A 25,887-nucleotide genomic window follows, 5' to 3' on the forward strand; every position below is an offset into this window, starting at 1 on the left:
ACAACGATCACCGGCGACAGGCCGTACGGAACCGTCAGGAAGCCCGCTCGGCGGCGATGGATTCCAGGCTCCATCGCGGGCAGGCCGAGGAAGACCTCGCGGCGATCAAGCTCCTCCTCAAGCGGGGGCCCCGAGCCGTCTGAACCCGTGATCGTTGTGGTGTGCGCGCCTTTCCGGGTGCGCATAGCACAACGATCACCGGCGACAGGCCGTACGGAACCGTCAGGAAGCCCGCTCGGCGGCGATGCGTTCCCGGGTCAGCGGGACCACCTCCTCGGCGAAGCGTCGGAGCTGGACGTCCGGGTCGCCCTCCCCCCAGAACACGAAGGTGTCCATGCCGTACCCGACCGCCAGGTCGGTCAGCTCGTCGGCCCACTGATCCGCGGGTCCGTGCAGGAAGCCCTCGCTCGCCCCGTCGGTGACGGTGCCGTTGACGTTGTAGATCCTCCGGATGTCGGCCGGGGAGCGACCGGCCGCCTCCGCCGCCTCGTCGATGGCCGCGTGAAACACGGGCAGCCGGTCGGGGGTCGCCCACGACGACGAGGGAACCCAGCCGTCGGCGAGGGCGCCGGTGACCTTGAGCATCCGCGGACCCACGGCTCCGAGCCAGATCCCGATGGGATGGGCGGGTTCGGGCCCGCCTTGCGCTCCGGCCAGCCGGTAGTGGTCGCCGTCGAACTTGAGGTTGCGTTCGCCGCTCCAGATCAGGCGGATGACGGCGATGGCCTCCTCCAGCGCCGACACCGCCTCGCCCGGTGCGCGCCGTGGTCCGCCGTACGCCTCGATCGCATCCCAGAACGCCCCGGCGCCGAGTCCCAGCTCCACCCGGCCCCCGCTGAGCAGGTCCAGGGTCGCCGCGGACTTGGCGAGGACGGCCGGGCTGCGCAGCGGCAGGTTCGCCACGTCGGGGAAGACCCGGATCCGCTCCGTGGTCGCGGCGATCATACTGAGCAGCGTCCAGGTGTCGATATGGCGCCGCTGGTAGGGGTGGTCTTGAACGCCGATCAGGTCAAGGCCGAGACGGTCTGCCGTCCGGGCCGTGTCGAGCAGCGGATCCGCCGCGTTCGGGACGAGGAAATATCCGAATTCAACCGGACGACCAGAGTCATTCATACCCGAGGCAACATTCCCCATAGCAACCTTCTTCCCGATCGAAGTGTTCGGCGGTCACTCACGTCGTGGTCGGCCACGCCGACCGCGCGGGCCCGGACGGCCCGGCGCGATCATCCGGCAGAACCCCACAGCGGGTTATACCCCGACCCGATTCCCGGCGCCAGGGGTAGCCGCGGACCCAGCCGTCCCAGCCCGATCCGCGGCCACCTCGTGCCGGGTCAGACGCCGATCGGGTGCCAGACGGTCTTGGTCTCCAGGAACGCGGTCATCCGGCCGACGCCCGGATCGGCCGACCAGTCGTCCTGTCCCGGCCGCAGCACCCGCTTGAGGTTCCCGGCCGCGGCGACCTCGCACTCGGCGGCGAGCCGCTCGTCGGCGCCGGTGAGGTCGATCCCGTTCACATCCATGTGCGAGGCGAGCCAGGGCGCCAGCTCGGCCAGGTGGCCGGTGAGGATGTTCACCACCCCGCCGGGCAGGTCGGAGACCGCGAGCACCTCGGCGAGCGTGATCGCCGCCAGGGGAGCCCGCTCGCAGACGACCACGCAGGTGTTGCCGGTCACCACGACCGGGGCGACGGTCGAAATCAGGCCGAGCAGTGAGGTGGGGCCGAGCACGGCGACCACACCGGCCGGTTCGGGCTGGGAGAAGTTGAAGTACGGGCCCGCGATCGGATTGGCCGAACCGTGCACCGCGGCGATCTTGTCGGACCAGCCCGCGTACCAGACGAGCCGGTCGATCGCGGCGTCCACCTCGTCGCTCGCCCGCTTCGCCGCGTCCTTGCCGTCTTTGCCGCGAGTCCGCCGTACCGTCCCTTCGAACTCGTCGGCGAACTCGGACCGGCGGCCCTCCAGCATCTCGGCGATCCGATACAGGATCTGGCCCCGGTTGTACGGCGTGGCGCCGGACCAGCGGCCGAACGCCTTACGGGCCGCGACCACCGCGTCCCGGGCGTCCTTGCGGGAGGCCCTGGCGGCGTTGGCGATGAAGTCGCCCTTCGCGGAGGTCACGACATAGGACCTTCCACTCTCGGAACGGGGGAAAGCCCCGCCGATGAACAGTTTGTATGTCTTGCGCACCGCCAGACGCTCACTCATCGCCCGTACCCTTCCGAATAATCACAATCTGCGACATGCGTCGTATGCGGCAGCGGGCCACCCCCGGCAATCGGGTACGGGCTACGCGGATCGGGCGCTTTTCCGGAACCCAGCAGTTCGCCCAGGAAATGCTCCGGCGCCCACACCGGCGGTCAGACCTCAAGATAGGCCTCCAAGCCGTGCCGGCCGCCCTCCCGGCCGTACCCGGACTCCTTGTATCCGCCGAACGGCGAGGCCGGATCGAACCGGTTGAAGGTGTTCGCCCAGACGACCCCGGCGCGGAGCCTGGCCGCCATCCAGAGGATGCGAGACCCCTTCTCCGTCCAAACCCCGGCGGAAAGCCCGTACGGCGTGTTGTTCGCCTTCTCCACCGCCTCCGCGGGGGTCCGGAAGGTGAGCACGGAGAGCACCGGGCCGAAGATCTCCTCTCGGGCGATCCGATGCGACTGCGAAACCCCGGTGAAAAGCGTGGGCGGGAACCAGAAACCCCGGTCCGGCAGGACGCAGGGCGGAGACCACCGGGCCGCGCCCTCGGCCTCGCCCTCGGCGGAGAGCGACCTGATCTTCTCCAGCTGAGCCGACGAGTTGATCGCCCCGATGTCGGTGTTCTTGTCCAGCGGGTCGCCCAGGCGCAGCGTGCCCAACCGGCGCTTCAGCGCCGCCAGCAGCTCCGCCTCGACCGACTCCTGCACCAGCAGCCGGGAACCCGCGCAGCACACGTGGCCCTGGTTGAAGAAGATCCCGTTGACGATGCCTTCCACGGCCTGGTCGATCGGGGCGTCCTCGAAGACGATGTTGGCGGCCTTCCCGCCCAGCTCCAGGGTGAGGCGCTTGCGGGTGCCGGCGACACCGCGGGCGATCAGGCGGCCCACCTCGGTGGAGCCGGTGAAGGCGACCTTGTCGACCCCGGGATGGGTCACCAGCGCCTGGCCCGTCCCCCCGGCGCCCGTCACGATGTTGACCACGCCGGGCGGCAGATCGGCCTGCCGGCAGATCTCGGCGAAGAGCAGCGCCGTCAGCGGGGTCGTCTCCGCGGGCTTGAGCACGACCGTGTTGCCGCAGGCGAGCGCCGGTGCGATCTTCCACGCCAGCATGAGCAGCGGAAAGTTCCACGGGATGACCTGGGCGGCGACCCCGAGCGGCCGCGGCTCCGGGCCGAACCCGGCGTAACCCAGCTTGTCGGCCCAGCCCGCGTAGTAGAAGAAGTGCGCCGCGACGAGCGGGAGATCGATGTCGCGGGACTCGCGGATCGGTTTGCCGTTGTCGATCGACTCCAGCACGGCGAGCTCGCGGGCCCGCTCCTGGATGACGCGGGCGATACGGAAGAGGTACTTCGCCCGTTCGCTCCCCGGCATCCGCGACCAGACCGAGTCGTAGGCCTTCCGCGCCGCGTCCACCGCCCGGTCCACGTCGGGCTGACCGGCGTAGGCGATCTCGGCGAGGACCTCCTCGGTGGCCGGGTTGATTGACTTGCCCCGTTCGTCACCGAGCGAATCCACCCACTCGCCGCCGATGAAGAGCCCGTAGGAGGATCTGATGTCGACGAGGTCGCGGGACTCCGGCGCCGGAGCGTACTCAAACAAGGCGTCTGTCATCGCACGCTCCTAGTCGAGGGTGAAATAGTCGGGCCCGGCGTAATGACCGGTGGCCATCTTCTGCCGCTGCATCAGCAGGTCGTTGAGGAGGCTGGACGCGCCCAGCCGGTAGAGCCCGGGGTCGAGCCAGTCCGGACCGGCCGTCTCGTTGACCAGGACCAGGTATTTGATCGCGTCCTTCGCGGTGCGGATCCCGCCCGCGGACTTGACCCCGACCTTGCGGCCCGTCGCCGCGGCGAAGTCCCGTACCGCCTCCAGCATGATCAACGTCACCGGGAGGGTCGACGCGGGCGAGACCTTGCCCGTGGAGGTCTTGATGAAGTCGGCCCCCGCCAGCATCGAGAGCCAGGAGGCCCGCCGTACGTTGTCGTAGGTCGCGAGCTCCCCGGTCTCCAAGATGACCTTCAGATGCGCGTCGCCGCAGGCGGCCTTCACCGCGACGATCTCGTCGTGGACCTTGCCGTACCGGCCGGACAGGAAGGCTCCGCGATCGATCACCATGTCGATCTCGTCCGCGCCTTCGGCGACCGCGTGGACGGTGTCGGCCACCTTGACGTCGAGCGTGGCACGCCCGCTGGGGAAGGCGGTCGCCACCGAGGCGACCTTCACCCCGCTCCCCCGCAGCGCCGTGACCGCCTCCGCCACCAGATCGGGATAGACGCAGACCGCCGCCACCCGGGGGACGTCCGGCTGGGCGACGTCCGGGTGGCGGGCCTTGACGCAGAGCGCCCGGACCTTGCCCGGGGTGTCGGCACCCTCCAGCGTGGTCAAGTCGACCATGGAGACGGCGAGGTCGATCGCCTGGCGCTTCGCCGTGGTCTTGATGGATCGGGTCGCGAGCATGGCGGCACGCTGGTCGGCGCCGACCTGGTCGACTCCGGGCAGTCCGTGCAGGAAAGCGCGCAACGCGGCCTCCGATGAGGCGACGTCCACGAGCGAAGTGGTCGTTGACACCCTCACAGCATCGCCGACCAGGAGTGCTCTTACCAAACCAGCACCGGCCGAGCCGACCCCCGCCGTTTCGTCAACTAACGCCAACTCAGGGCGTGCGGTAGCCGAAGATCAGACCCTGATACGCCCCGGCGCCGGGCGGGACGGTCTCGGCGACCGCCCACATCCGCTTGGTGCCCGGGACGTTCGCGATCCCTTTGAGCTCGATCTCCGGCTCCCCCGGCCGCATGGGCATCCCGTGCCGGGTCCACCGCCCCTTGGCGTGATGGAGGAGGAACGCGGAGCGGCCGGCCGGCTGCGCGGTGATCCAGATCCCGCCGGAGCCGTCCGGGGCCACCTTGCGCAGCTCCACCGGACCGGCGCCGGTCTCCACGAGCCGCCAGGACTTCCCGTCCCAGTGCAGCACGATCGCCCGATGGGACTTCCACTCGTCGCAGCAGACGTTCTCGGTGACCGCGCCGACGGCCCACACGTCGTCCTCGGCCAGCGCCACGACGTCGTTCACCTCGGCCACCACCCGCCGGTTCCCGGCGGATTCCGCGAGCGGTACGGCGGGCGACGGCACCCGCGTCCACGTCTTCCCGTTCCAGTGCCACATGGTCGGCTGCGTCGACCTCTGGTCGCCCGAGCCGTGGTAGCCCGGTCCGCTCACGGCCCAGAGGTCGTCGCCCGCCGTCCCGGCGAACAGGTTTACCGGGGCGGGCGCGGCCACGGTCCGCCAGCGGCGCCCGTCCCAGTGCCGGAGCGCCTTGGTGGTGGTCAGCCAGACGTCGCGGGTGCCGAGTACGGCGGCGTCGACCACGTACTCCTCCCGGTCCGGCTTGTAGTCGTGCGCCGTCCACCGATCGCGGTGCCACCGCCAGGCACCCGCGGAGGAGAATCCCCAGAGGTCGCCGCCCGGTGTGTAGCGGAGGAGGTCGGGTGCGACCACCTGGCCGGGCGGGAGCGGACCGGGGCGCCACGCCGTACCGTCCCGGCGCAGCGGCCGGCCGTTGGCGGTGGTGATCCACGCGTTGTGCCGGCCCCCGGCGACGACGTCGATCATCTCTCCGCCGCCTTCGATCGGTTCCCGGTGGACGAGGTGCCACCCCGGTGGGCTCACCGGTGCCGTCACCGAGGTGACCGAGCCCGCTCGCGTGTCGGCGGGTGACCGGTCGGCGGTACGGACCTCACCGCATCCGGTGATTACGGCGGCCACTGCAAGGAGGGCGAAGCCCCGGAGCCGCGACATACCTAGCCCCCTCTTATCCCTGCTTAGACGCGGTATTAGCCCAACCTACCCGCACAGATAAGGCATCTGCCCGATGTGTGATCGATGTCCTTAGAACGAAGCTTTAGGTAGTCAAGAACACCTGAAGGGGACCGAAAATGACACCGGAAATGCACTACCGGATCCAACAGGACCGACTGAGCAGCCTGATCCGTGAGGCCGAGGAGTACCGCCTGGCCCGCGACTCCGTGAACCAGGACGCCAAGAAGCCGCACAGCCGGCTGTGGAGCACCCTCCGTCGTACACATCTCGCCTAAATCCATCCTCGCCAACCTTTTACTCCGCGGAGAAATAGGGGCGAGAACCGGGGGAAAGGCGTGACATGCTGGACGACATGATGGGACGTATGGTGAGCCCCGTCTTCGTCGGACGGGAGACGGAGCTCACCGCACTTGCGGACGCCGGCCACCAAGCATTCGAACAGAAGACCGCCGCGACCGTTCTCATCGGGGGTGAGGCGGGAGCCGGTAAGACCCGGTTGATCACAAGATTCGCCGAACAGGCGGGGGCGTCCGGCGCCCGAGTCCTCATCGGCGGCTGTGTGGAGCTGTCCACCGAAGGCCTGGCCTACGCCCCCTTCACCGCCGCGCTCCGCCAGCTGGTCCGGGAGACCGGAGCCGCCGAGGTGGCCGCGCTCCTTCCCGAGGGCGCCGACCGCGACCTGGCCCGGCTCCTCCCCGAGTTCGGGAAGCCCGCCCAGGACAGCGACCCCGACGCCGTGCGTTCCCGGCTCTTCGAGCACCTGCTGATGCTGCTGGAACGCCTCGCCGAGCAGCGGCCGCTCCTGCTCGTCCTGGAGGACGCGCACTGGGCCGACCGGTCCAGCCGGGACCTCATCGCCTTCCTCGCCCGCAACCTCGGCTCGACCCGGACCTTGATCGCGGTGACCTTCCGCTCCGACGAGCTGCACCGCACCCACCCTCTGCGGCCCGTCCTCGCCGAGCTCGCCCGCCTCGGCTCCGTACGCCGCCTGGACCTGCCGCGGCTCACCCAGAGCGAGGTCGGCGCTCAGATCGCCGGCATCCTCGGTCACCCGCCCGAGTCCCGCCTGACCGAAACGATCTACGGCCGGAGCGAGGGCATCCCCCTCTTCGTCGAGGCCCTGGTGGAAGACGGCGGTGACCACACCCTGCCGGCCTCCCTCCACGACCTCATCATCGACTCGATGGAGAAGTTCCCCGACGAGACCCAGCGGGTGCTCCGGGTCGTCTCCACCGCGAGCGGACGGCTCAGCCACGCCCTGCTCGCCGCCGTGACCGGCCTCGCCGACGGCGACCTCGAAGAGGCGCTCCGCCCCGCGGTCACCGCCAACGTCCTGGTCGTCGACGCCGACGGGTACGCGTTCCGCCACGCCCTGATGCGGGAGGCGCTCCACGGCGACCTCCTCCCCGGGGAGCACGTCCGGATCCACAGCCGGTTCGCCGAGGAGATCGAGAAAGACCGCTCCCTCGTCCAGGTCGGCCGGGCGGCCATCGACATCGCCCACCACTGGCACGCCGCGCACGACTGCCCCCGTGCCCTCACCGCCGCCTGGCAAGCCGCCGGGAAAGCCGCCAAAGCGCTCGCCCACACCGAGCAGATGAAACTGCTCCAACGGGTGCTTGAACTCTGGGAAAGGGTGCCCGACGCCGCCGAACGCACCGGCGTCGGGCATACGAGGGTCCTGGAGATGGCCTCCGTCGCCGCGCACACGAGCGGCGAAGTGGACCGCGGGCTGGCCTTCATCAAAGGCGCGCTCGGTGAGCTGGACGAGACCGTCGAACCCGAGCGGGTCGCCCTCCTGCTGGTACGCCGGGCCAACCTAAAAAGCCACCGGGGGAAAAAGGCCGAAGAGCTCGCCGACCTGCGCCGGGCGGAACAGCTCGTCCCTCATCCGGGGGAGACCCGGGCCGTCGTCCTCAGTCATCTCACCGCGTTCCTCATCATTCGGGGTGACATCGAGGAAGGGCAGGCGCTCAACGAGGAGGCGTTGGCAATCGCCCGGGAGCTTGGCGACGTCGAACTGGAGAACGACCTGCTGAGCAATCGGGCGCTTGTGCTGACGGTCCAAGGCGACCACGAGGCGTCGCTCGCGGTGACCCTGCAGTCCCAGGTCACCGCCGAACGCGTCGGCTCAGGCCGGATGATCCTTCGGGCGATCGGAAACTCCGCCGACTCGCTGATCCAGCTGGGCCGGGCCAAAGAGGCGATAAAGATCGCCGAAGAGGGCATGTCCCTGGCGAAGAAATACGGGCGGCACCGCGTCCACGGGACCTTCATCGCCGCCAACCACGCCGAAGCACTGGAGGCGCTGGGCCTCTGGGACGAGGCCGTCGCGGTCATCGAGGCGGCGCTGGATTCCGCCCCGGTACGGCAACATCGCGGCTACCTGCTGGAGATCCGAGGGGACATCGCGGTTAGCCGGGGAGACATCGAGACGGCGGAACGAATAGTCGCCGACGGGTTGATCTCCCCAGACACCCATTCCCCCTCCAACCGGCATCAGGCGAGGCTGCTCATCGCCCTCCACGTGATCCGGCGTGAGTACACCGAGGCACTCGACGTCGCGGAGCGGATTCTCACCCACGGGGGCGGTCTCCGCGCGATCAGACTGGGCTGGCGGCTCCTCATTCAGATCAAGGCCGCCTGTGACCTGGCGGGCCCCCAGACGGACCAGGCGCGTGCCGTACGACGCCAAGCCGACGAGGTCGCCGCGCTGACCCCTGCCAAGGGACCGGTCGACCAGGCCTACAACCTGGTGTACCGAGAGAGGTTCGACCAGGCGGCCGCGGCCTGGGCGAAGATCAACCGTCCGTTCGACCAGGCCCAGGCACTCGTCCAAGCCGCAGCTCAGGCCGCGAGCGCGGGAGCCCGCGACGGGCTCGACGTGCGGTTGCGCACCGCGCACGAGATCGCGAGCAGGCTCGGTGCCCGCCCGCTGGCGCAGGAGGCCGCCGAGCTGGCCCGCCGCGTCGGCGTCTCGCTCAACGGCGCCGCACAGCCGGTCGAGCGATACCCGCTGACCCCCAGGGAACTGGAAGTCCTCCGGCTGGTCGCCGAAGGCCGGAGCAACAAGGAGATCGCGGGCGAGCTGTTCATCTCCGCCAAGACCGCGAGCGTGCACGTCTCCAACATCCTCGCCAAGCTCAACGTCTCCACCCGCGGCGAAGCCGCGGCCGCCGCCCACCGTATCGGCCTCCCCAGCCTCCCGTAGCGCCGGGTACGGGCTGCGCCTGATCTCGCGCCGACTCCGGCGCAACCCGCCTTACGACATTTCGCGCGCAAGACCTGAACCTTGTATCGGGATTCGGGCGGCCACGGCCCCACGCGCTCGGGATGATCGTTGCGGTGCCCACCCGCCACGAGGTCCGCACCGATGACCTGATACCGGGCGTCCGGGCAAAACGATCACTGAGGGGGCGCGCCCGGTAAGACCCCGGAAGTACACCGCCCATACCTCACGCCGGATGATCCATGTGATACGTGACCCCCGGAAGGTGCACACAACACAGCGATCACCTGGCAACGGGTGGCCGGGCCGGCGCCGAAAGCCCTCTCGGCCGGACGGGCGCAGCCCGTACCGCACGCTCTAGAGCACGCCCTGGAGGATGAGGATCACACCGAAGATCACGAAACTGGCCGCGGCGCCGTACTTGACGATCCGCTCCGGCAGGCGCTTGCCCAGCTGACGTCCGACGACGATCGCGAGCGCGTCCGCGGCGACCATGCCCACCGTGGACCCCAGCCAGGTGCCGAACCACTCCTCCTTGGTCGCCAAGGTGACCGTGGCCAGCATGGTCTTGTCGCCGAGTTCGGCGAGGAAGAACGCGACCGTCACCGCGACCAGGGCCGAACCGGTGGCCCGCGCCGCCTTGCTCTGCTCGTCGCTGTCGAGCGTGTCACCGCGCAACGTCCAGGCGGCGAAGCCGAGAAACGCCAGGCCGGCGAGGATCGAGACCGGCTCGGCGGGGATCGCCGCACCGAGCAGCCCGCCGGCGAGCACACTGAACGCGTGGACCACCAAGGTGGCGATGGTGATTCCGGCGAGGACCGTGACGGTCCGGAATCGGGTGGCGAAGGTGAGAGCCATCAGCTGGCTCTTGTCGCCCAGCTCGGCCACGAAGATGACGCCGAGACTGAGGAGGAAGGCTTCCACGTGGGTGCACCAGCTCTTTCGTCCAAGCTGACGGACCTGGAGCGACGTCCTTGCCGGACTCAACGCTTCGGCCCGGCAGCATATGTCAATGCCTACCAGGCCGAAGGTCTCGTCCGCCCGTGTGACACGGGCCCGCGTGACCGGGCGCGAAACGCGCCAGCATGTCGATCACACGATTGGGACTACTCCCCCTCGGGTGACTTCACTCTACCCTGCCGATTCGGAGCCGGACATCCACCGGCCATGCCGATGGGGTATGGACGCCCCGGTTGCTTTTGCCCCGATCACAGTTCCATGCCGATGAGCACCGGCTCGTTGATCAGGCGGACCCCGAACTTCTCCGCCACCCCGTCGCGGACCTCACGCGCCAGCTCCAGCAGCTCAGCCGCCGTCGCCTCACCGTGGGGATTGGTCAGCGCCAGGGGATGTTTGCCGGAGATGCGGGCCCGCCCACGGCTGTACCCCTTGGGGTAGCCCGCCTGCTCGATCAACCAGGCGGCGGGCACCTTGACGCCTTCCCCGGCGGGCCAGCGGGGGAAGCCCGGGGCTCGCAGCTCCAGCTCGGCGGCCTGGGGCGGGGTGAGGACGGGGTTGGTGAAGAACGAGCCGACGCTCCGGGTGTCGGGGTCGGTTTCGTCCAGGACCATCCCTTTGCCCCGACGGAGGGAGAGTACGGCGGAGCGCGCGGCGCCGAGCGGCACCCGGTCGTCGGCCGCTACCCCGAGCAGGGTGGCCAGCTCCTGGTAGCGGAGGGGACCCGACTCCGCGGAACGGGTCAAGGAGTAGCCCACCGCCAACACGACATATCGGTCTTTATCCGCTTTAAAGATGCTGTGGCGGTAGGAGAATCCGCACTCCGTCCCGGACATGATGATGATCTCCCCGGAACGCCGGTCGAACACCCGGACGGAGGCGACCGTCTGGGCGATCTCCTGCCCGTACGCGCCGACGTTCTGCACCGGGGTCGCGCCGACCAGACCGGGGATACCGGAAAGGCACTCCAGACCGGAGAGCCCCTCTTCGACGCAGCGGGACACCAGCGCGTCCCAATCCTCCCCCGCCTGGGCGGTGACGAGCACCCGATCGCCGTCCCGGCCGAACTCGACCCCACGGCTCGCGACCCGGACCACGGTGCCGGGGAACCCCGCGTCGGAGACGACGACGTTGCTCCCGCCGCCGAGCACGAGCACCGGCTCGCCCTCCCGGTCGGCGTGGGCGACCGCCGCGACGAGCTCGGCCTCCGCGGCGACCTCGACGAACCGACCGGCCGGACCGCCAAGCCGCAGCGTGGTGTACGGCGCCAGCCGTACGCCCTCAGAACCGACAACCATCTCGCTCCCCCGAGCCGCCGTGCGGCGGCTACGCCAGCCTGACCGTGGCGCGGGCCCGGGAAAGCACCCGGGACTCCCCCGCCGTCGCCGTCAGAGCGACGACCACCTGGTTGTCGTCGAGTTTGGACTCGACCTTGCCGCTCACCGTGATCACAGCGCCCTTGTCGTCGTCGGGGACGACCACCATCGAGGAGAAGCGCACGCCGTACGAGACGACGGCGCCGGGGTCACCGGCCCAGTCGGTGACGAAACGGCCGGCCTGCGCCATGGTGAACATGCCGTGCGCGATCACGTCGGGAAGACCCACCGACTTGGCGACGCGCTCGTTCCAGTGGATGACGTTGAAATCCCCGGAGGCGCCGGCGTACCTCACCAGGTCGACCCGGCGGACCGGGTACTCGACCGGGGGGATCTCCTGGCCGACCTGGACCTCGTCGTACTTGATCGTTGCCGCCATCTCAGGCTCCCCCGCGCTCGACGAGCGTGTTGTACGACGTGCAGACGTGTTCGCCGTCCAGGGCCTTGACCTCGGTCTCGACGGTGAGCAGCTCGTTCTTGCCGAGGCTGCGGATCCCGGTGATGGTCGTGACGAAGGTGAGGACGTCACCGGCGTAGATCGGGCGGTTGTACTCGAACCGCTGCTCGCCGTGGACCACCATGGCGTAGTTCAGCCCGAGCTCGGGGTTCGCCAGGAAGTCGGATCCGCCCACCATGCCGAAGACGATGGGAAACGTGGGAGGCGCGACGACATCGGGGTGGCCGGCGGCCTCGGCGGCCTTCCGGTCGACATAGATCGGGTTGGGGTCGCCGATCGCGGTGGCGAACTCCCTGATCTTGACCCGGCTGACCTCGTAGGGGTCGGACGGGGGAGACGACCGCCCCACGAACTCACGGTTGAGTGCCATCGATGCCCGTGCTCCTTTGCGAATCACAGAGGTGACGAGCCGACGGTAACAGAACGGGAAGTGGCCGACGCTCATCACCTCGGCGACGCGGACCCCAGGCCGCAGCTCGCCGAACGGCTTCCCCGCAGCGGGGAGCGCGTGCGGCGAGCTCGTGCTCGCTTAGCGGGTCTCGCGGTGCGCCCGGTGCGTCCGGCAGTTCGGGCAGTACTTCTTCAGCTCAAGCCGGTCCGGGTCGTTGCGCCGGTTCTTCCGCGTGATGTAGTTGCGGTGCTTGCACTCCTGGCAGGCCAGCGTGATCTTCGGCCTAACGTCGGTGGCAGCCACGTGGGAGTGCCTTTCTACGTTTGGGACAGTGGACAAACCCAGACCGGTCACCCAGATGATCTGGGCGACCCGGTTAGGGCGGTAGCGGAGGCCGGACTTGAACCGGCGACACAGCGATTATGAGCCGCTTGCTCTGCCTGACTGAGCTACTCCGCCATGCACGGCCATAAACAACCGGCCACGCAAGGATACCGGACCCGGGGAGGTGCCACGCACCAGGTTTTCCCGGACCGGTCACGCCACAAGTATGCCCAACGGGCAACCTCTAACAACCAACGAATCCCGGTCACAAGGTGTGAACCGGGATCTATGGGCGAGCCCCCTTACGGAATCGAACCGTAGACCTTCTCCTTACCATGGAGACGCTCTGCCGACTGAGCTAAGGGGGCGGGCTTCATCAGCGCGCACCGCGAGCATACACGGATCTGACGCTCTTGACGAAATCAATCGTACCCCGCCCCCCGATCCCCGCCGAGCCGGAACATCGCCGCAGGTCATCGCCGAATACGGCCCACTCCGGTCCGGCAAAACGCATCCGCCGGCCCGTACCCCCGCCGGCGGTGGCGGTGATCGGCGCGAGGTTCGGGGTGATCGTTGCGGTGTGTGCACCCCGGCGGGTGCGGACAGCGCAACGATCACCCGATGCCGGGGCACAGGGCCGGGCCGATCCCGGCGACCACCCCCGACCCGGGGCGCGGTGACCGACACGGGATACAGATGATCGTTGCGGTGTGTGCACCCCGGCGGGTGCGGACAGCGCAACGATCACCCGATGCCGGGGCACAGGGCCGGGCCGATCCCGGCGATCACCCGAAAGCCGGGCTTACGGGCCGACCTTGCGATCACCACAGACCAGCCGAAGGGACGGGCTCAGCCCGTACGACACACTGCACTTCGTCCAGGTGGGTGGGACCCTCGCCGAACGGATGACCCGACAAGTCGGAAATCACTGGAGTTCGTCGGCCGACACGGCGGACGCGGAGAGATCCAAAGTCGCCAGGGCTCCGCCGTCCTCGGCGTTCGAAAGGGACAGGGTCGCGCCGAGCACCCGGGCCTGACCCAGCGCGATCGTGAGGCCGAGACCGGTGCCACTGCCCCGCTCGCGGGCACCCGTACGGAACCGCTGCGGGCCGTCGGCCAGCAGCTCCGGGGAGAAGCCCCGGCCGTGGTCCCGGACCGTGACCCGCGCCCCCTCCACCACCACCTCGACCGGCTCGGCTCCGTGGCGTCGCGCGTTGGCGAGGAGATTGCCCAGGACGCGCTCGACCCTGCGCCGATCGGTGGCCACCACCGCATCCTCGATCACCCTGACCTCGCCGGGACCGTCACCGGCCACGCGCCGGGCCAGCACCCCGAGCCGGAACTCGGAGACGTCCGCGGATTCGGTCGCGGTGTCCAGCCGGGCCACCTCGATCACGTCCTCCACCAGGCGCCGCAGCACCGCGACCCGGTCCCGGACCAGCTCCGACGGCCTGCCCGGGGGCAGCAGCTCCGCCGCCGTCACCAGACCGGTCACCGGGGTACGCAGCTCGTGGGCGATGTCCGCGGTCACCCTGCGCTCGGCCTCCAGCCGCGCCTGCAGGGAGTCGGCCATCCGGTCCAGGGCACGGCCCAGCAGGGCGACCTCGTCACGTCCGGAACGACCCACCCGGGCCGCGAGGTCACCGGCCGCCACGCGGGTCGCCGTACCCGCCGCCCGCCGGATCCTGCGACTGAGGCCGGTCGCGATCGCGAACCCGGCCAGCGACGCGAGCGCCGCCGCGACGACGCCGGACCAGATCAGCGCCTGGTCGAGATCGGCGAGCGCCGCCCGCTCCGGCGCGTACGGGCGGGAGAGCGCCACCACCCGGTCCCCGACCTTGGTCGCCGCCCAGAGTGTGGACCCGTCCAGATAGGTCAGCCTGCTGCCTCCCTTGACCACCTCGGCCCGCAGCGGTGCCGGCAGTCCGGCGTCGGACAGCTCCGTGGCCTGGCCCTGCAGATCGGCGTGAACCGTCTCGACCAACCGCCGGTCCAGGGCGGCCCTGGCCTCGTGCAGCTGCGCCCCGGCCACCCGGGTGTGGACGAGCAGGCCGAGCACGGTCACCCCGAGCAGTGCAAGGCCGACCATGGAGAGCGCGATCCGCGCCCGCAACCCCACGGATCTCACCGCCTCAGCTTGTAGCCGAAGCCGCGGACGGTCTTGATCCGTTCCTTCCCGACCTTGGCGCGGAGCCGCTGCACGTGGACGTCCACCACCCGGGTGTCCCCGTCGAACGCGTAGTCCCACACCCGGTGCAGCAGGCTCTCCCGGGTCAGGACGATCCCCGGCGCCGAGGCGAACTCCAGAAGCAGTTTCAGCTCGGTGGGGGTGAGCGCGAGCGTGGCGCCCGCGAGCCGTACCTCCATCGCGCCGGTGTCCACCCTCAGGTCCCCGAAGGCGAGTACGGAGTGCTCGTCGGCCGGTACGGGCGTGGCCCGGCGGACGACCGCGCGGATGCGCGCGAGGAGGACCGAGGTGTCGAAGGGCTTGGTGACGTAGTCGTCGGCGCCCGCCTCCAGCCCGTTGACCACGTCGATCGGGTCGGAGCGGGCGGAGATCAGGAGAATCGGGAGCTGGCTCTCCTCGCGAAGCCTCCGGGTCAGGCTGACCCCATCCAGATGGGGAAGCATCACATCGAGGACCGCCACATCCGGTCTTTCCTCGCGAAAAGCCTCGAGCCCATCGAGGCCGTCGGCTGCGGTCCGCACCCGCAGGCCGTACCGCTCCAAGGCCATCTGGGTCGCCTCACGGATCACCGGGTCGTCCTCGACCAGGAGTATGCGGGTCATCAGCTCTCCGGAACGAAAAGCGCAGAGTTCTGCAGATCGGGGTCGGCGTCTTTGGGAAGGCTCGGTGCGTCAAGCGTGAATCGGCTGTAGTACCCGACCCGCTCACGCCAGGTGATCTGGCTCAACGTGATCGTGGCCGGAATACCGCGTTCCTGACAGCCTGGAATGCACCAGCTCCCACTGATTTGTCCTACCCCTACTGCCGTCTCCCCTCCCCACGAGTTCCACCGCAATTTGCCGATCGAGGTGAATTCGGTGAGCGCGAAACCCTTGGGCCGCTGCAGCGGATGACCCAGATAGGCGTTGACGTAGACCGGGCCGATCTGCTTCGGCGGACTGGGGGCGGGGCCCTCGACCCGAATCCCGCTCGCATCACCGCATCCGGCCAGCAGCAATCCGGCGAGCGCGATCACAGCACGCTTCACGACCCTCCTCGTCACGCTTTGTCACCTCATACAACCATCCGGCCATGAGTGGTCCGGTCAGCGTGGCCCCAGCCCCCACGTGGGGCCACGCCGACCTCATCACGGTGTCTGCAGCGGCCCTTCGAGATCGTTGGTGGTGACGCCGGCCGGGAGCCGGGTGTCGATCTTGTACCGGCTGTAGTAGAAGCGGCCTTTCACCGAAACCGGCTGCGACAGGGTCACCGTGGCCGAATACGGGTCGTCCAAGCAGCCGGGCAGACACCAGACGCCACTCACCAGGCCCTTCGCCACCGCCCGATCCGAACCCCACTCGCTCCAGACCACATCGTTGAGCGTCGTGAACTCGGAGACGACCAAGCCCTTCGGCTGCGTATGCGTCGCCCCCCGCTCGTTCTTCCAGAAGTTGAAGACATAGACCTGGCCGGCCCGCATCGCCTGAAGGGCCGGAGTCCGGGCCGGCTCCGCGGCGGGCGTCTCGTTCCGGGGCGTCGCCGACGTCGCCTCAACCTGGCAGCCCGTGGCGCTGAAAACGGCGAGCGCGAGAACGCCGATCACTGTGTGCTTCTTCATTGTTCCTCCCCGTGTTTGCTCCACGAGGAAAACTAAACCGCCTTCCCCTCGATGGTCCGGCGGCTTTGTAACAGCCGCCCATCGAGGTCAGCGCGGTTTGAACATGTTTAGGAGGAGAACTCCCGCAGGCGGGACTCCCGCCGCGCCCGCCACTCGCTCAGCGAGACGACCTCACAGAGGTCTGCCAGATCGACGAAGGTGCGGATCTGGTCCACATTCGTACAGTCGGCCAGGACCCTGCCGTACCGGAGCACCCGGAGCGCGGCACGGCCCGCCACCGGTTTGATCTCTATACCGTCCGGCCCAACCCACATGGTGTGCCAGGCTAACCGTTGATCGGATTTTTCCTGGTTAGGCACGCCGAGTGTCGCTATTTCACCTCATCGGTTGGTTTGCCGTCTTCCTGTCGGGCCGCCCGGCTCGATATCGAGATCTCGTAGTCCTGCCCCGCCATCTGGAAGCCGGCCACCATCGACCCGTCCGGACGCCGCTCGATGACATACGTCTCAGCCTGCTGCCCGAGGACCCCGAACGCCAGCGCGTCCATGATCTCTTCAATGATCGCTTCCCGCGCCCGCTCCGGATCAGTACCCACAGCCCCGATGCTGGCACATCTGCCCCCCACCCCGGGCTCCGCCTCAACCACCCGGCATGGCGATCCGCGCACCGGCCCGGGCACAGAAGATCACCTATCGGGAACCGTCTCCTGCCCAAGAGCCGACCACCGGGTACGGCATCGTCGCCGTCGACACCGGAACGATCTCCGGCGATGACGGCACGGCCCGCAGAGGACCCGATCGATTAGCCGTCCCGATTCGATCGGCGGCCCTGACCTGGATAAAGAGTCCTGTACGGGCACAGCCGGGATTACCTCTCACCTGGCGTCAGCCCAGCCGACCCATGGCTTGCGAGCCCAGCCGGAGACATCCCCAGCGGACACCGTTGACGCCTCGAACATAACCGTAATCAAGTCGATCTAATTCTTTTTCGTCGATTCACTGAGAATGACGTCATGTCGGATGGTTCGTCGTTCATCCCTGGCTGGGAAATCGGAAAACTGTCACAAACAGAACGCCGAGTGTGCGAGGCGTTCCCCCGGGGCGAAGTGGTCGATCTGCGGACCGGGGATCCGGAACAGGACGATCCGCAACGAGGTGGCGATTGGAGAGCCAAACGACGAGTCAGAGCCGAGGTCATCATGGCTCTCCTGCTATCCGATGTACAGCCGACTCCCGGACGAGTGGCTGGGCTACATCTGGTAGGCGCCGGGGTGACCGACGAACTCAATCTCGCCCAAGCAACCGTGAAATATCCCTGCTGGCTGGTCAATTGCTGGTTTGAGCATCCGATAGTCCTGGATTGGTCAGCCACTCGCACAGTGAACCTCCGCGAAAGCACTTTTCCCGGACTTGAAGCAAACGACGCGAGGATCGAAGGTCATCTCGGGCTGCACGGCTGCCGGGCACAAAACATCGACCTAGCCCGTGCCCGCATCACCGGCCAACTCGGCCTCAGCAGCGCCCACCTGACCAACCCCGGCGGGTCGGCCCTCAACGCCGACGGACTCACCGTCGAAGGCGACATGTACTGTCAAGAGGGGTTCAGAGCGGAAGGCGAAATCGGTCTCCTGGGCGCCCGCATCACCGGCCAACTCGACCTCAGCAGCGCCCACCTGACCAACCCCGGCGGGTCGGCCCTCAACGCCGACGGACTCACCGTCGAAGGCGACATGTACTGCCGGGAAGGGTTCAAGGCCGCAGGTGAAATCCGTCTGCCGGGCGCCCGCATCACCAGCCAACTCGACCTCAGCAGCGCCCACCTGACCAACCCCGGCGGGTCGGCCCTCAACGCCGACGGACTCACCGTCGAAGGCGACATGTACTGTCAAGAGGGGTTCAGAGCGGAAGGCGAAATCGGTCTCCTGGGCGCCCGCATCACCGGCCAACTCGGCTTCAGCAGCGCGCACCTGACCAACCCCGGCGGATCCGCTCTGCGCTGTGGTGAGGCTGAAGCCGGATCGTTGTGGCTGACAGAGGGCTTTGCCACCAAGGGGAGCGTCGACCTCAACAGCATGCGGGTCGGGACCCTGTTCGACAGCCCCGCTTCCTGGCCGACCGAGCTCTATTTGAATGAACTCGTGTATGACGATCTTGAACCGGATCTGCCTGCCAAGAAGCGGTTGCGGTGGTTGCGGCGGGGTGGGGATGAGTACCTGGCGCAGCCGTACGAGCAGTTGGCGGCCTACTACCGGCGGCAGGGGCATGACGAGGAGGCTCGGCGGGTGCTGCTTGCGAAGCAGCGGCATCATCGTCGGTCGCGGCCGCTGTATGCACGATTCTGGGGGTATGCGCTCGACGGGCTGGTCGGGTACGGATACCGGCCTGGGCGGGGCGCATTGTGGATGCTGGCACTGTGGCTGCTGGGCAGCGTGTACTTCGCGATGAACCGGCCGATGCCGATCAAGGCGGGCGAGCACCCGCACTACCAGCCGGTCCTGTACGCGGCCGATGTGCTGTTGCCGATCATCAATCTCGGGCAGGAGAGCGCCTTCAAGCATCAGGGCCTGGCGCAGTGGGTGGCCGCGACCATGATCGTGCTGGGGTGGCTGTTCGCCACCGCGGTGATCGCCAGCATCACCCGGGTGCTCACCCGAAGCTGATCACGGATTGGCCGATAGGGAAGGCCGCGGTAGCCGTACCGGAGCATGGAATCGGCCCTTGACCGCATCGTCGCCGGTCAAGGGCCGATTGGGCGAAAGGTCGTAGGTGCCCGGTCTGCTAGCGCGCCTTCCGATCCCTCTTGGGCCTTGAAGGATCCGATCCCTCGTGGGCTGTGGAGACGGAGTAGGCGCCTGTTACCGGCTCGCGGCCTTGAAGTAGGCGTCGGTGCCGGACTGGCCGAAAGCCTTCCAGCCTGCGGCGCTGAGGGTGTACGGCATGTTGCCGCGGTCGAAGTAGAGGACGGCCCTGATCTTGGGCAGCCGCTTGAGGTCGGCGGCCATGTTCTTCAGATACGTCTCCTGGCAGGCGGCGCCGAAGCCGTACTCCATGATCCCGTACTTGTTGTTGCTTCCCCCGGGAAGGAGCCCGTTCTCCAGCTTGGCGTAGAAGGTGTTGAAGGTCCCGAAGGCGGAGCCCTTCCGGCAGCTGTTGTCGTACGGGTCCCAGGAGATCCAGTCGACGTACGCGTCACCCGGGTAGGACTCGGTGTAAATCTTGTTGTCCCGCGCGAATCCACCGACGACGAGGTTCCACGTGACGTTCGTCACGCCTTCCCGGGCGAAAAGGCGGTGGATGTGCTGCCACATCGCCTTGTAGCCGGCGAGCCATTCCCGGCGCTGCGCGGTGTCGCCCATCCACTCGGTCTGGCTGTCGATCTCGCCGGAGATGTCGAGCATGACCCGGCCGGGGAAGGACTTGACCTTCTGGGCGGCGGCCTTCAGCAGGGGGTCTAGGCCACCGGAGGCCACATCCTTGGGATGCCACCACTTGCCCTGGAAGTCGGTGGGGACGTTCGAGCCGGTGAACGACACGGGGGCCGGCAGGCGGACGCCGTTGAAGGTGGTGGGGCATTCGCCGTAGCAGGCGTTCTCCATCGCCATGAACAGGGTGCGTTCGCGGGCGAGTTCGATGTCGCGGGGCTTCAACCAGTTGAGCGTCTGCTTGGGTGAAGTCCCGGTGACCTGCGAGAAGCTGTAGTAGCGACGGAACGCGTCGAACTTGCGGGAGACCGTCCACTGCTCCCGGTCGCCGGTGTTCTTGATCGCGGTGCCTTCGTATTTGCCGATGTCGGCGTTGCCCGACCGGTAGAGGCCCCACATCACCGCATCGCCGCCTCCACCGCCGTCGTCCCCGCCCCCGCAGGTCGGAGAGGTCTGATAGGTGATCTTCAGCTGTGGACGCCGGTCGGCCTGGGCGGCCTCGCCGGAGGCGAACTCGATCTCCTCCGCGGTTCCTTGGTGCACGATCGCGAAAGACACCTCGCCGTCGCCCTGCACGACCGCGGCGACGTCGAAGGTCACCGGCGTTCCGGCCGCGAGCCCGGTGGCGGTGCCGATCTCCTGGCCGAGCTTGGGCCGGCTCGCCGCCGGGTTCCAGGTTGTGCTCTCCGTCCAGGTTCCGCCAACCTTGTGGACCGAGGTGGTCCCGGCGAGCGTCTGCGCCGGAGCCTTCGACTTCAGCAGCCTTCCCGGCCAGAGCCGCAGCTTGGCGGCGACTTCGCAGCCGTCGCCTTTCGGCCAGCCGGACACGTTGAACTTCACCAAGCCCAGGCGGTTCTCCGGCGACGGTCCGGACTTGATCACCTGGTCGGCGCCTTTGCCCTTGGCCGGGTCGTACGAGGAAACATAGGTATCCTGCGTCACTTCCGCCTTGACGACAGCCTCGGCCTGCTGAGCCCTGGCCTCACCGTCTGCGACCGGGAGCACCACCACACCGGCGAGTGCGATTACAGCGGTACCCGCGATCAGATGAGTTCTTCGGGCCCTTATGGCACCTGTCATCCTCACTCCACGATTTTGAGCCGACTTCGAGTGGTGCCAAGCATGACCCACCAGGGAGCCGCACACTTACCAAGCGGTGAAATATCCGGTTGATAATCACGTTGGGATATAAATCATCTCGCTAGGTGGTTCTTCACATCATATATTCTAGTTTTGAGCAGCCCAGGCCCCGAAGTGCCACCCCGGGAACGGTCCCGCGACCGGATCCGCTACTAGAGAATCGGACTTGTAAGGATCTTCACCACCCGGGCATGGCCTAGCCGACTGGTGTTCTCAGGGAAAACTCATTGGTAGCGCGACGAACGCCGGAAAGGGTCGACGGGTCGCGCCGAGCGTCGCCGCCCACGCACCCTGGCTCGACCCCAAAGGTCGATGGTGATGTCTCCGGCCTGATTCCTAAGCACGCCGATCGCCACACGGACGCCGGCTGCCTGACCGTGGAGGGGGACGTCACCCCTGTGCTCCATAGATCGCTCGTTCGGTTGGAGCTCAAACTCCTAGTATAAGAATTCAAAGCCAGCGGCCTCTCCCGAAATAGGATAAGGGTATTCGCTGCAAGGGATTTTGCTCGCAGTCAGCACCTGGACACCGCTACATAGGGAGGACGCTCATGCGCGCATCGAGTATCACAATCCATACAGGTAGAAAGCTTGCAGCCCTGACCTCGGCGGTTTTCATGGCAATCGGAGGAATGGTGCTCACCACACCTGCCCCTGCTGCCGCGCAGGCAATACAGAACGATTGCAGGGTTTGGTCAGACCCGCGAGGAACGCAAGGCGGCAAGGCATGGGCTTCATGTCGCACTAGGTACGCCCGAGCAGGTGCCTACTGCGAGGAAAACAGCGGCAGTGGGTACTGGGCGCGGGGGTCGTGGGCAGCCCCCGGACAAGAGTCGCTGGCGCGGTGCCACGAGCACGCATGGCTGGTCTTGAAGATGGGCGATTTTCTGTGATCCAGTAAGGAGCCAGTAGCCTCGACATTTTTGTCGGACCGGCTAATAGTGATAACTGTCGATGAGGCGGCAGGGGAAGGCTGGGTTGGCAGCCGGGGAGACACTCCATCATGTGACGCGTGGCGGCTTCGGTTCCCCCGCTGACCGGCGACAGAGCACGCGCCTGGCTTTGGGCCGTACCGGACTCGGAAGACGGACCGCCGATCACCGATCCAGTACGGAGAGATGGCCCAGCGACTCAGGCAAGGCGACGAACCGGTTGTAGCCCACGGTGAGAGCGGTGTCGATGAGGCTCCCCAACGAGTCCGGAAGAGCGGTCAGCCGGTTGTGGTCCAGATGGAGCCAGTCGAGGGCGGTGAGGTTTCCCAAGGACTCAGGCAGAGCGGTCAGCCCGTTGTGATCCAGGTCGAGTCTCCTGAGCTGGGTGAGCGTTCCCAGGGACTCGGGCAAGGCCGCCAGCTCGTTGTGGCTCAGGTCGAGTCGGTTGAGCTCGGTGAGGTTCCCCAACGACTCAGGCAGGCGGGTCAGCCGGTTGTGGTCCAGATGGAGTCGGTAGAGCTTGGTGAGGTTCCCCAACGACTCGGGCAAGGCGACCAACCGGTTCTCCCGCAGGTCGAGCCAGTCGAGTTCGGTGAGGTTTCCCAGCCACTCCGGCATGGCGACCAGCCGGTTACCCCGCAAATCGAGCGCGGTGAGGGCGGTGAGATTCCCCAGCGCCTCCGGTAGATCGATTAACTCGTTGTTCCTCAAGTAGAGCCCGGTAAGCGCGGTGAGGTTCCCCAAGAAGCCGGGCACAGCGACCAGCTGATTGGCCTGCAGGCCGAGCAGCTTGAGGTTGGAAAGGTTCCCCAGCCACTCCGGCACAGCGGCCAGCCGATTGTGGCTCAGGTAGAGCGAGGTGAGACCGGTGAGGTCCCCCGGCGACTCCGGCAGGTCGACCAACTCGTTGTGGCCCAAGTGAAGCCAGGTGAGCCCACCTAGCCATTCGGGCACGGTGACCAGTTGATTGGCCTGCAAGTTGAGCACGGTGAGGTTGACGAGGTTTCGCAGCCCCTCCGGTACGGCGGCCAGCCGGTTGAAGTCCAGGTGGAGCTCGGTGAGCTTGGTCAGGTTGCCCAGCCACGAGGGCACATCGACCAGCTGATTGTGTCCCAGGTTGAGCGCGGTCAGGTGAGTGAGGTCGACGAGCGCCTCGGGGACCGCCGCCAAGCCGAGCCGGGACAGGTCGAGTGTCGTCGAACCGTCGCGCAGGCACGCGTTGGCCCTCTCGTTGGCGATCGTCTGGCCGCTCCCGGACTCCATCAAGATCTTTCTCCTCGTCGTCCCCATCCGGCGGGTCCGCCCGCATCGCATCGCGCCGGGCGTGCTCCGGAACGAGGCTAAGGACCGGCACTGGGGAACAGCTTGCCGACCACTGGAAGCATGCGATCGGCACGGCAAGGCAGGCTCAAGCCACCTTTCGAGGGGATGGCCACCGGCCAAAGACCCGATTGCGTGCGTGAACCCGCGGCCCTGCCCGTGTTTCCTCGGTTCCCGCCCCCGGGGTCTCCTTACGCCAAAGGCGGGAACCGAGAACGAGGCTACGAGCCCTCACTGGCGATCGACTTGCGAATCATTGTCACGGGGGACGCAAGTCCCGTACGCGATCACGCAGGGCGGGGCGTCGACCGTCCGCGTCGTACCCCGCCCGGGCCTCCTCGACCTTGCCCAGGTTGGCTCCCGCCACCCGGTGATCTCGGTGGCCCACCGCCGTCTGGGAGGTCGATTAGGGCACGGCGCCTTGCCGTCGAGGTTCCGTAGAGCGCAAGCTCCTGCCAATTGTTGGCCGGGCGAGCCGTGTCACCCCGGTCCAGACGATCTCGTCGGGCGAGACTCCGTGCGGCGCCGCGGACGGCGCCTGTTTCCACCCGACGAGAGGAACTCCTTCATGAGACGCATCCTTCGGATGTGTTATCCGGTCACCGTTCTTGCGACGGTGGCCCTGCCGCTGACCCTGTCCGATGTGGCGCTGGCCGGCGCCACGCTCCCGGCGGATGCGGCACGTGTGGTCGCGCAGGCCGCGCCGAACCCGGCCGACTGTCCGGATCGGGTGGCGTTGATCAACGGCGGTTTCGAGGCACCTGTCGTCACCGGTGTGCCGTGGGCCTCGTTCCCGGATGCCTCACAGGGCGGCCCGAACTCGGTGCCGGGCTGGCGGACGACCTCCACCGATCATCTGATCGAGCTCTGGAGCAGGCGGATGGGCGTCCCGCCCATCGAGGGCGACCAGTTCGCCGAGCTGAACGCCACCCAGGTCGCCACCCTCTACCAGGATCGCTCCACCACGCCGGGGCAGAAACTGTATTGGCGGCTGTCCCACCGCGGCCGCCTCGGCACCGACAGGATGGCCCTCGACATCGGGGCTCCGGGAAGCCCCGTGCAGCAGGCCGTCATGTCCGACGGCAACACAAGGTGGGGCACCTACTCGGGCACCTACACCGTGCCCGCCGGGCAGACGACGACCCGATTCGCCTTCCGCTCCATCTCCGCGGCGGGCGGGAATGCCGCCATCGGCAACTTCCTCGACGACGTCTTCTTCGGCACCGCGCCCTGTGTCATCGTGACCAAGACCGCGAGTCCGCAGGGGCCGGTGAACGTCGGAGATGTGATCACCTACCGGCTCACCGCCGTCAACGACGGCGGAGACACGGCGGGGAACGTCCGGCTGACCGACGCCGTCCCGGCGGGGACCACGTTCGTGCCCGGCTCGCTCCAGGTCGTCAACGGCCCGAACGCCGGCGCCAAGACCGACCAGAGCGGTGACGACCAGGCCTGGTTCGACCCCGCCACCGGGAAGGTCGGCTTCACCCTCGGTAACGGGGCCACCGCCACGGCCGGAGGCGAACTGCCCAACAGCGACGTCCTCCCCGGGGGCTCCACCGTGCAGTTCCAGGTCAAGGTCGGCCGGGCCGCCGCAGGCCGTACCGTCACCAACCAAGGGACCGTCGACTACGAGAACCGGCTCGGCCCCGAGCCCGAGCCGCTGACCTCCACCAGCGACGAGGCCGTCACCGAGGTGAACCCGGCCGTGGACCTGAGCGTGGTCAAGTCCGCGGAGCAGACCCGGGTCACCGTCGGCGGCCTGGTCACCTACCACGTGGCCGTCCGCAACGGCGGACCGAACGACGCGACCGGAGTCGTCGTCGAGGACGCCCTGCCCGCCGGACTCACCCTCCTGTCGGCGACGCCCTCCACCGGCTCCTACGCCGGCGGAACCTGGACGGTGGGCAACCTCGCCGCCGGAGCCACGGCAACGCTGACGATCAGGGCCAAGGCCACCGCGGTCGCCGAAACCGTCAACACCGCGACCGCCGACGGCAACGAGCTCGACCTCGACCCGTCCAACAACGGCGACAGCGTCAAGGTCTGCGTCGACCCCGCCCCTGCCTGCCCGTACTGCGCACCAGTGAAGGCACAGAAGAACTGACCTGTTGAGATCGGCTGCCCCGCCGTGAGCCGCTCACGGCGGGACGGCCGTCCAACGGAGCCGCGACGCGCCGAGCGAGCTTTGTACGGCCGATGGGGTGAGTCGACAACTCCAGAAGGGCGTCGTGGGCCAGCCGAGCTTACGCTCACAAGCGTCACGGTACGGGCCCAGCGGGCTTATCGATCACGACCTTCCGGCATCCTCTACTTGTCGACGTGCTTGGGCAGATAGGCAGCCGCCTTCTTGAGCTGGGCGGACGTGCCGCCTGCGGTGCCTTTGGTCGCCCTCATGGGCGCCCGGCGAAGCGGGGTTGGTGCGTGACTCGGCCATGTTCTCGGTGGTCGCAGCCGAATGGCCCGCCGTCAAGTCAGCCCTCCAAGCCCGCCTCGCCGGAACCAACCGCCCTGCGTAGGACGCCCTCTACTCGTTGACGCGGACGAGGGT

Annotated in this window: 22 protein-coding genes and 2 tRNA genes; 4 read left to right on the top strand and 20 right to left on the bottom strand. The window is 67.9% G+C overall.

What is annotated here, in order from left to right:
* Positions 1 to 222: 222 nt before the first annotated feature.
* The 5 genes from RUR_RS32495 to RUR_RS32515 form a co-directional block, all read right to left on the bottom strand.
* Complete coding sequence (locus RUR_RS32495; protein WP_283139048.1) at positions 223 to 1,113, bottom strand: LLM class flavin-dependent oxidoreductase; 891 nt, start codon at positions 1,111 to 1,113, stop codon at positions 223 to 225.
* Between the two features lie 218 nt (positions 1,114 to 1,331).
* The gene (locus RUR_RS32500; RefSeq protein WP_283139049.1) at positions 1,332 to 2,207 is read right to left on the bottom strand and encodes an aldehyde dehydrogenase family protein; all 876 of its coding nucleotides are present in this window, start codon (positions 2,205 to 2,207) and stop codon (positions 1,332 to 1,334) included.
* 152 nt (positions 2,208 to 2,359) lie between these two features.
* Entirely contained in the window at positions 2,360 to 3,802 is a 1,443-nt protein-coding gene (locus RUR_RS32505) for an aldehyde dehydrogenase family protein (protein WP_283139050.1), read from the bottom strand.
* Positions 3,803 to 3,811: 9 nt separating this feature from the next.
* Positions 3,812 to 4,756, bottom strand: a complete 945-nt coding sequence (gene deoC / locus RUR_RS32510; RefSeq protein ID WP_283139051.1) for a deoxyribose-phosphate aldolase — start codon at positions 4,754 to 4,756, stop codon at positions 3,812 to 3,814.
* Positions 4,757 to 4,841: 85 nt separating this feature from the next.
* Complete coding sequence (locus RUR_RS32515) at positions 4,842 to 5,984, bottom strand: hypothetical protein (protein ID WP_283139052.1); 1,143 nt, start codon at positions 5,982 to 5,984, stop codon at positions 4,842 to 4,844.
* 137 nt (positions 5,985 to 6,121) lie between these two features.
* Between RUR_RS32515 and RUR_RS32520 the strand changes: the two genes are divergently transcribed.
* Together RUR_RS32520 and RUR_RS32525 are read left to right on the top strand one after the other, a co-directional pair.
* Positions 6,122 to 6,280 (top strand): hypothetical protein, encoded by a 159-nt coding sequence (locus tag RUR_RS32520; RefSeq protein WP_283139053.1) that lies wholly within the window; start codon positions 6,122 to 6,124, stop codon positions 6,278 to 6,280.
* Positions 6,281 to 6,345: 65 nt separating this feature from the next.
* A complete protein-coding gene (locus RUR_RS32525) occupies positions 6,346 to 9,216 on the top strand; it encodes an ATP-binding protein (RefSeq protein ID WP_283139054.1) in 2,871 nt (956 codons plus the stop codon).
* Between the two features lie 375 nt (positions 9,217 to 9,591).
* Here the strand turns inward: RUR_RS32525 and RUR_RS32530 are convergent, their stop codons facing one another.
* The 13 genes from RUR_RS32530 to RUR_RS32590 all read right to left on the bottom strand — a co-directional run bounded on the left by RUR_RS32530 (position 9,592) and on the right by RUR_RS32590 (position 17,119).
* Entirely contained in the window at positions 9,592 to 10,158 is a 567-nt protein-coding gene (locus RUR_RS32530; RefSeq protein WP_283139055.1) for a TMEM165/GDT1 family protein, read from the bottom strand.
* A gap of 284 nt (positions 10,159 to 10,442) precedes the next feature.
* Entirely contained in the window at positions 10,443 to 11,489 is a 1,047-nt protein-coding gene (locus tag RUR_RS32535; RefSeq protein WP_283139056.1) for a UDP-N-acetylmuramate dehydrogenase, read from the bottom strand.
* A gap of 28 nt (positions 11,490 to 11,517) precedes the next feature.
* Positions 11,518 to 11,946: a MaoC family dehydratase gene (locus RUR_RS32540; RefSeq protein ID WP_283139057.1), complete on the bottom strand. Its 429-nt coding sequence runs from the start codon at positions 11,944 to 11,946 to the stop codon at positions 11,518 to 11,520.
* 1 nt (position 11,947) lies between these two features.
* Entirely contained in the window at positions 11,948 to 12,394 is a 447-nt protein-coding gene (locus RUR_RS32545) for a MaoC family dehydratase N-terminal domain-containing protein (protein ID WP_283139058.1), read from the bottom strand.
* Between the two features lie 159 nt (positions 12,395 to 12,553).
* Positions 12,554 to 12,718: a 50S ribosomal protein L33 gene (rpmG, locus tag RUR_RS32550; RefSeq protein WP_101786011.1), complete on the bottom strand. Its 165-nt coding sequence runs from the start codon at positions 12,716 to 12,718 to the stop codon at positions 12,554 to 12,556.
* A gap of 82 nt (positions 12,719 to 12,800) precedes the next feature.
* Positions 12,801 to 12,874 (bottom strand) — tRNA-Met (locus RUR_RS32555).
* 160 nt (positions 12,875 to 13,034) lie between these two features.
* Positions 13,035 to 13,107 (bottom strand) — tRNA-Thr (locus RUR_RS32560).
* 557 nt (positions 13,108 to 13,664) lie between these two features.
* Positions 13,665 to 14,867 carry a sensor histidine kinase gene (locus tag RUR_RS32565; RefSeq protein WP_283139059.1) on the bottom strand — a complete coding sequence of 401 codons (1,203 nt, stop codon included), beginning with the start codon at positions 14,865 to 14,867 and terminating at the stop codon, positions 13,665 to 13,667.
* Positions 14,864 to 15,529 (bottom strand): two-component system response regulator CseB, encoded by a 666-nt coding sequence (cseB, locus tag RUR_RS32570; protein WP_283139060.1) that lies wholly within the window; start codon positions 15,527 to 15,529, stop codon positions 14,864 to 14,866. Before cseB ends, RUR_RS32565 begins: the two co-directional genes overlap by 4 nt.
* Positions 15,529 to 15,954 (bottom strand): hypothetical protein, encoded by a 426-nt coding sequence (locus RUR_RS32575; protein WP_283139061.1) that lies wholly within the window; start codon positions 15,952 to 15,954, stop codon positions 15,529 to 15,531. Before RUR_RS32575 ends, cseB begins: the two co-directional genes overlap by 1 nt.
* A gap of 99 nt (positions 15,955 to 16,053) precedes the next feature.
* Complete coding sequence (locus RUR_RS32580) at positions 16,054 to 16,524, bottom strand: hypothetical protein (protein ID WP_283139062.1); 471 nt, start codon at positions 16,522 to 16,524, stop codon at positions 16,054 to 16,056.
* Between the two features lie 107 nt (positions 16,525 to 16,631).
* Positions 16,632 to 16,838, bottom strand: a complete 207-nt coding sequence (locus RUR_RS32585; RefSeq protein WP_283139063.1) for a transposase — start codon at positions 16,836 to 16,838, stop codon at positions 16,632 to 16,634.
* A gap of 56 nt (positions 16,839 to 16,894) precedes the next feature.
* A complete protein-coding gene (locus tag RUR_RS32590; protein ID WP_283139064.1) occupies positions 16,895 to 17,119 on the bottom strand; it encodes a hypothetical protein in 225 nt (74 codons plus the stop codon).
* A 675-nt stretch (positions 17,120 to 17,794) separates the two neighbouring features.
* Between RUR_RS32590 and RUR_RS32595 the strand changes: the two genes are divergently transcribed.
* Positions 17,795 to 19,183 carry a hypothetical protein gene (locus RUR_RS32595; protein WP_283139065.1) on the top strand — a complete coding sequence of 463 codons (1,389 nt, stop codon included), beginning with the start codon at positions 17,795 to 17,797 and terminating at the stop codon, positions 19,181 to 19,183.
* 195 nt (positions 19,184 to 19,378) lie between these two features.
* Here RUR_RS32595 and RUR_RS32600 read toward each other — a convergent pair whose 3' ends face one another.
* A complete protein-coding gene (locus RUR_RS32600) occupies positions 19,379 to 21,025 on the bottom strand; it encodes a CBM96 family carbohydrate-binding protein (protein ID WP_283139066.1) in 1,647 nt (548 codons plus the stop codon).
* 1,156 nt (positions 21,026 to 22,181) lie between these two features.
* A complete protein-coding gene (locus RUR_RS32605) occupies positions 22,182 to 23,279 on the bottom strand; it encodes a leucine-rich repeat domain-containing protein (protein WP_283139067.1) in 1,098 nt (365 codons plus the stop codon).
* A gap of 625 nt (positions 23,280 to 23,904) precedes the next feature.
* On the opposite strand from RUR_RS32605, the gene RUR_RS32610 reads away from it, so the two are divergent.
* Entirely contained in the window at positions 23,905 to 25,443 is a 1,539-nt protein-coding gene (locus tag RUR_RS32610) for a DUF7507 domain-containing protein (RefSeq protein WP_283139068.1), read from the top strand.
* Positions 25,444 to 25,887: the final 444 nt, after the last annotated feature.

This window comes from Rhizohabitans arisaemae (genome assembly GCF_025996515.1).
In the GTDB taxonomy this organism is placed as follows: Bacteria; Actinomycetota; Actinomycetes; order Streptosporangiales; family Streptosporangiaceae; genus Rhizohabitans; species Rhizohabitans arisaemae.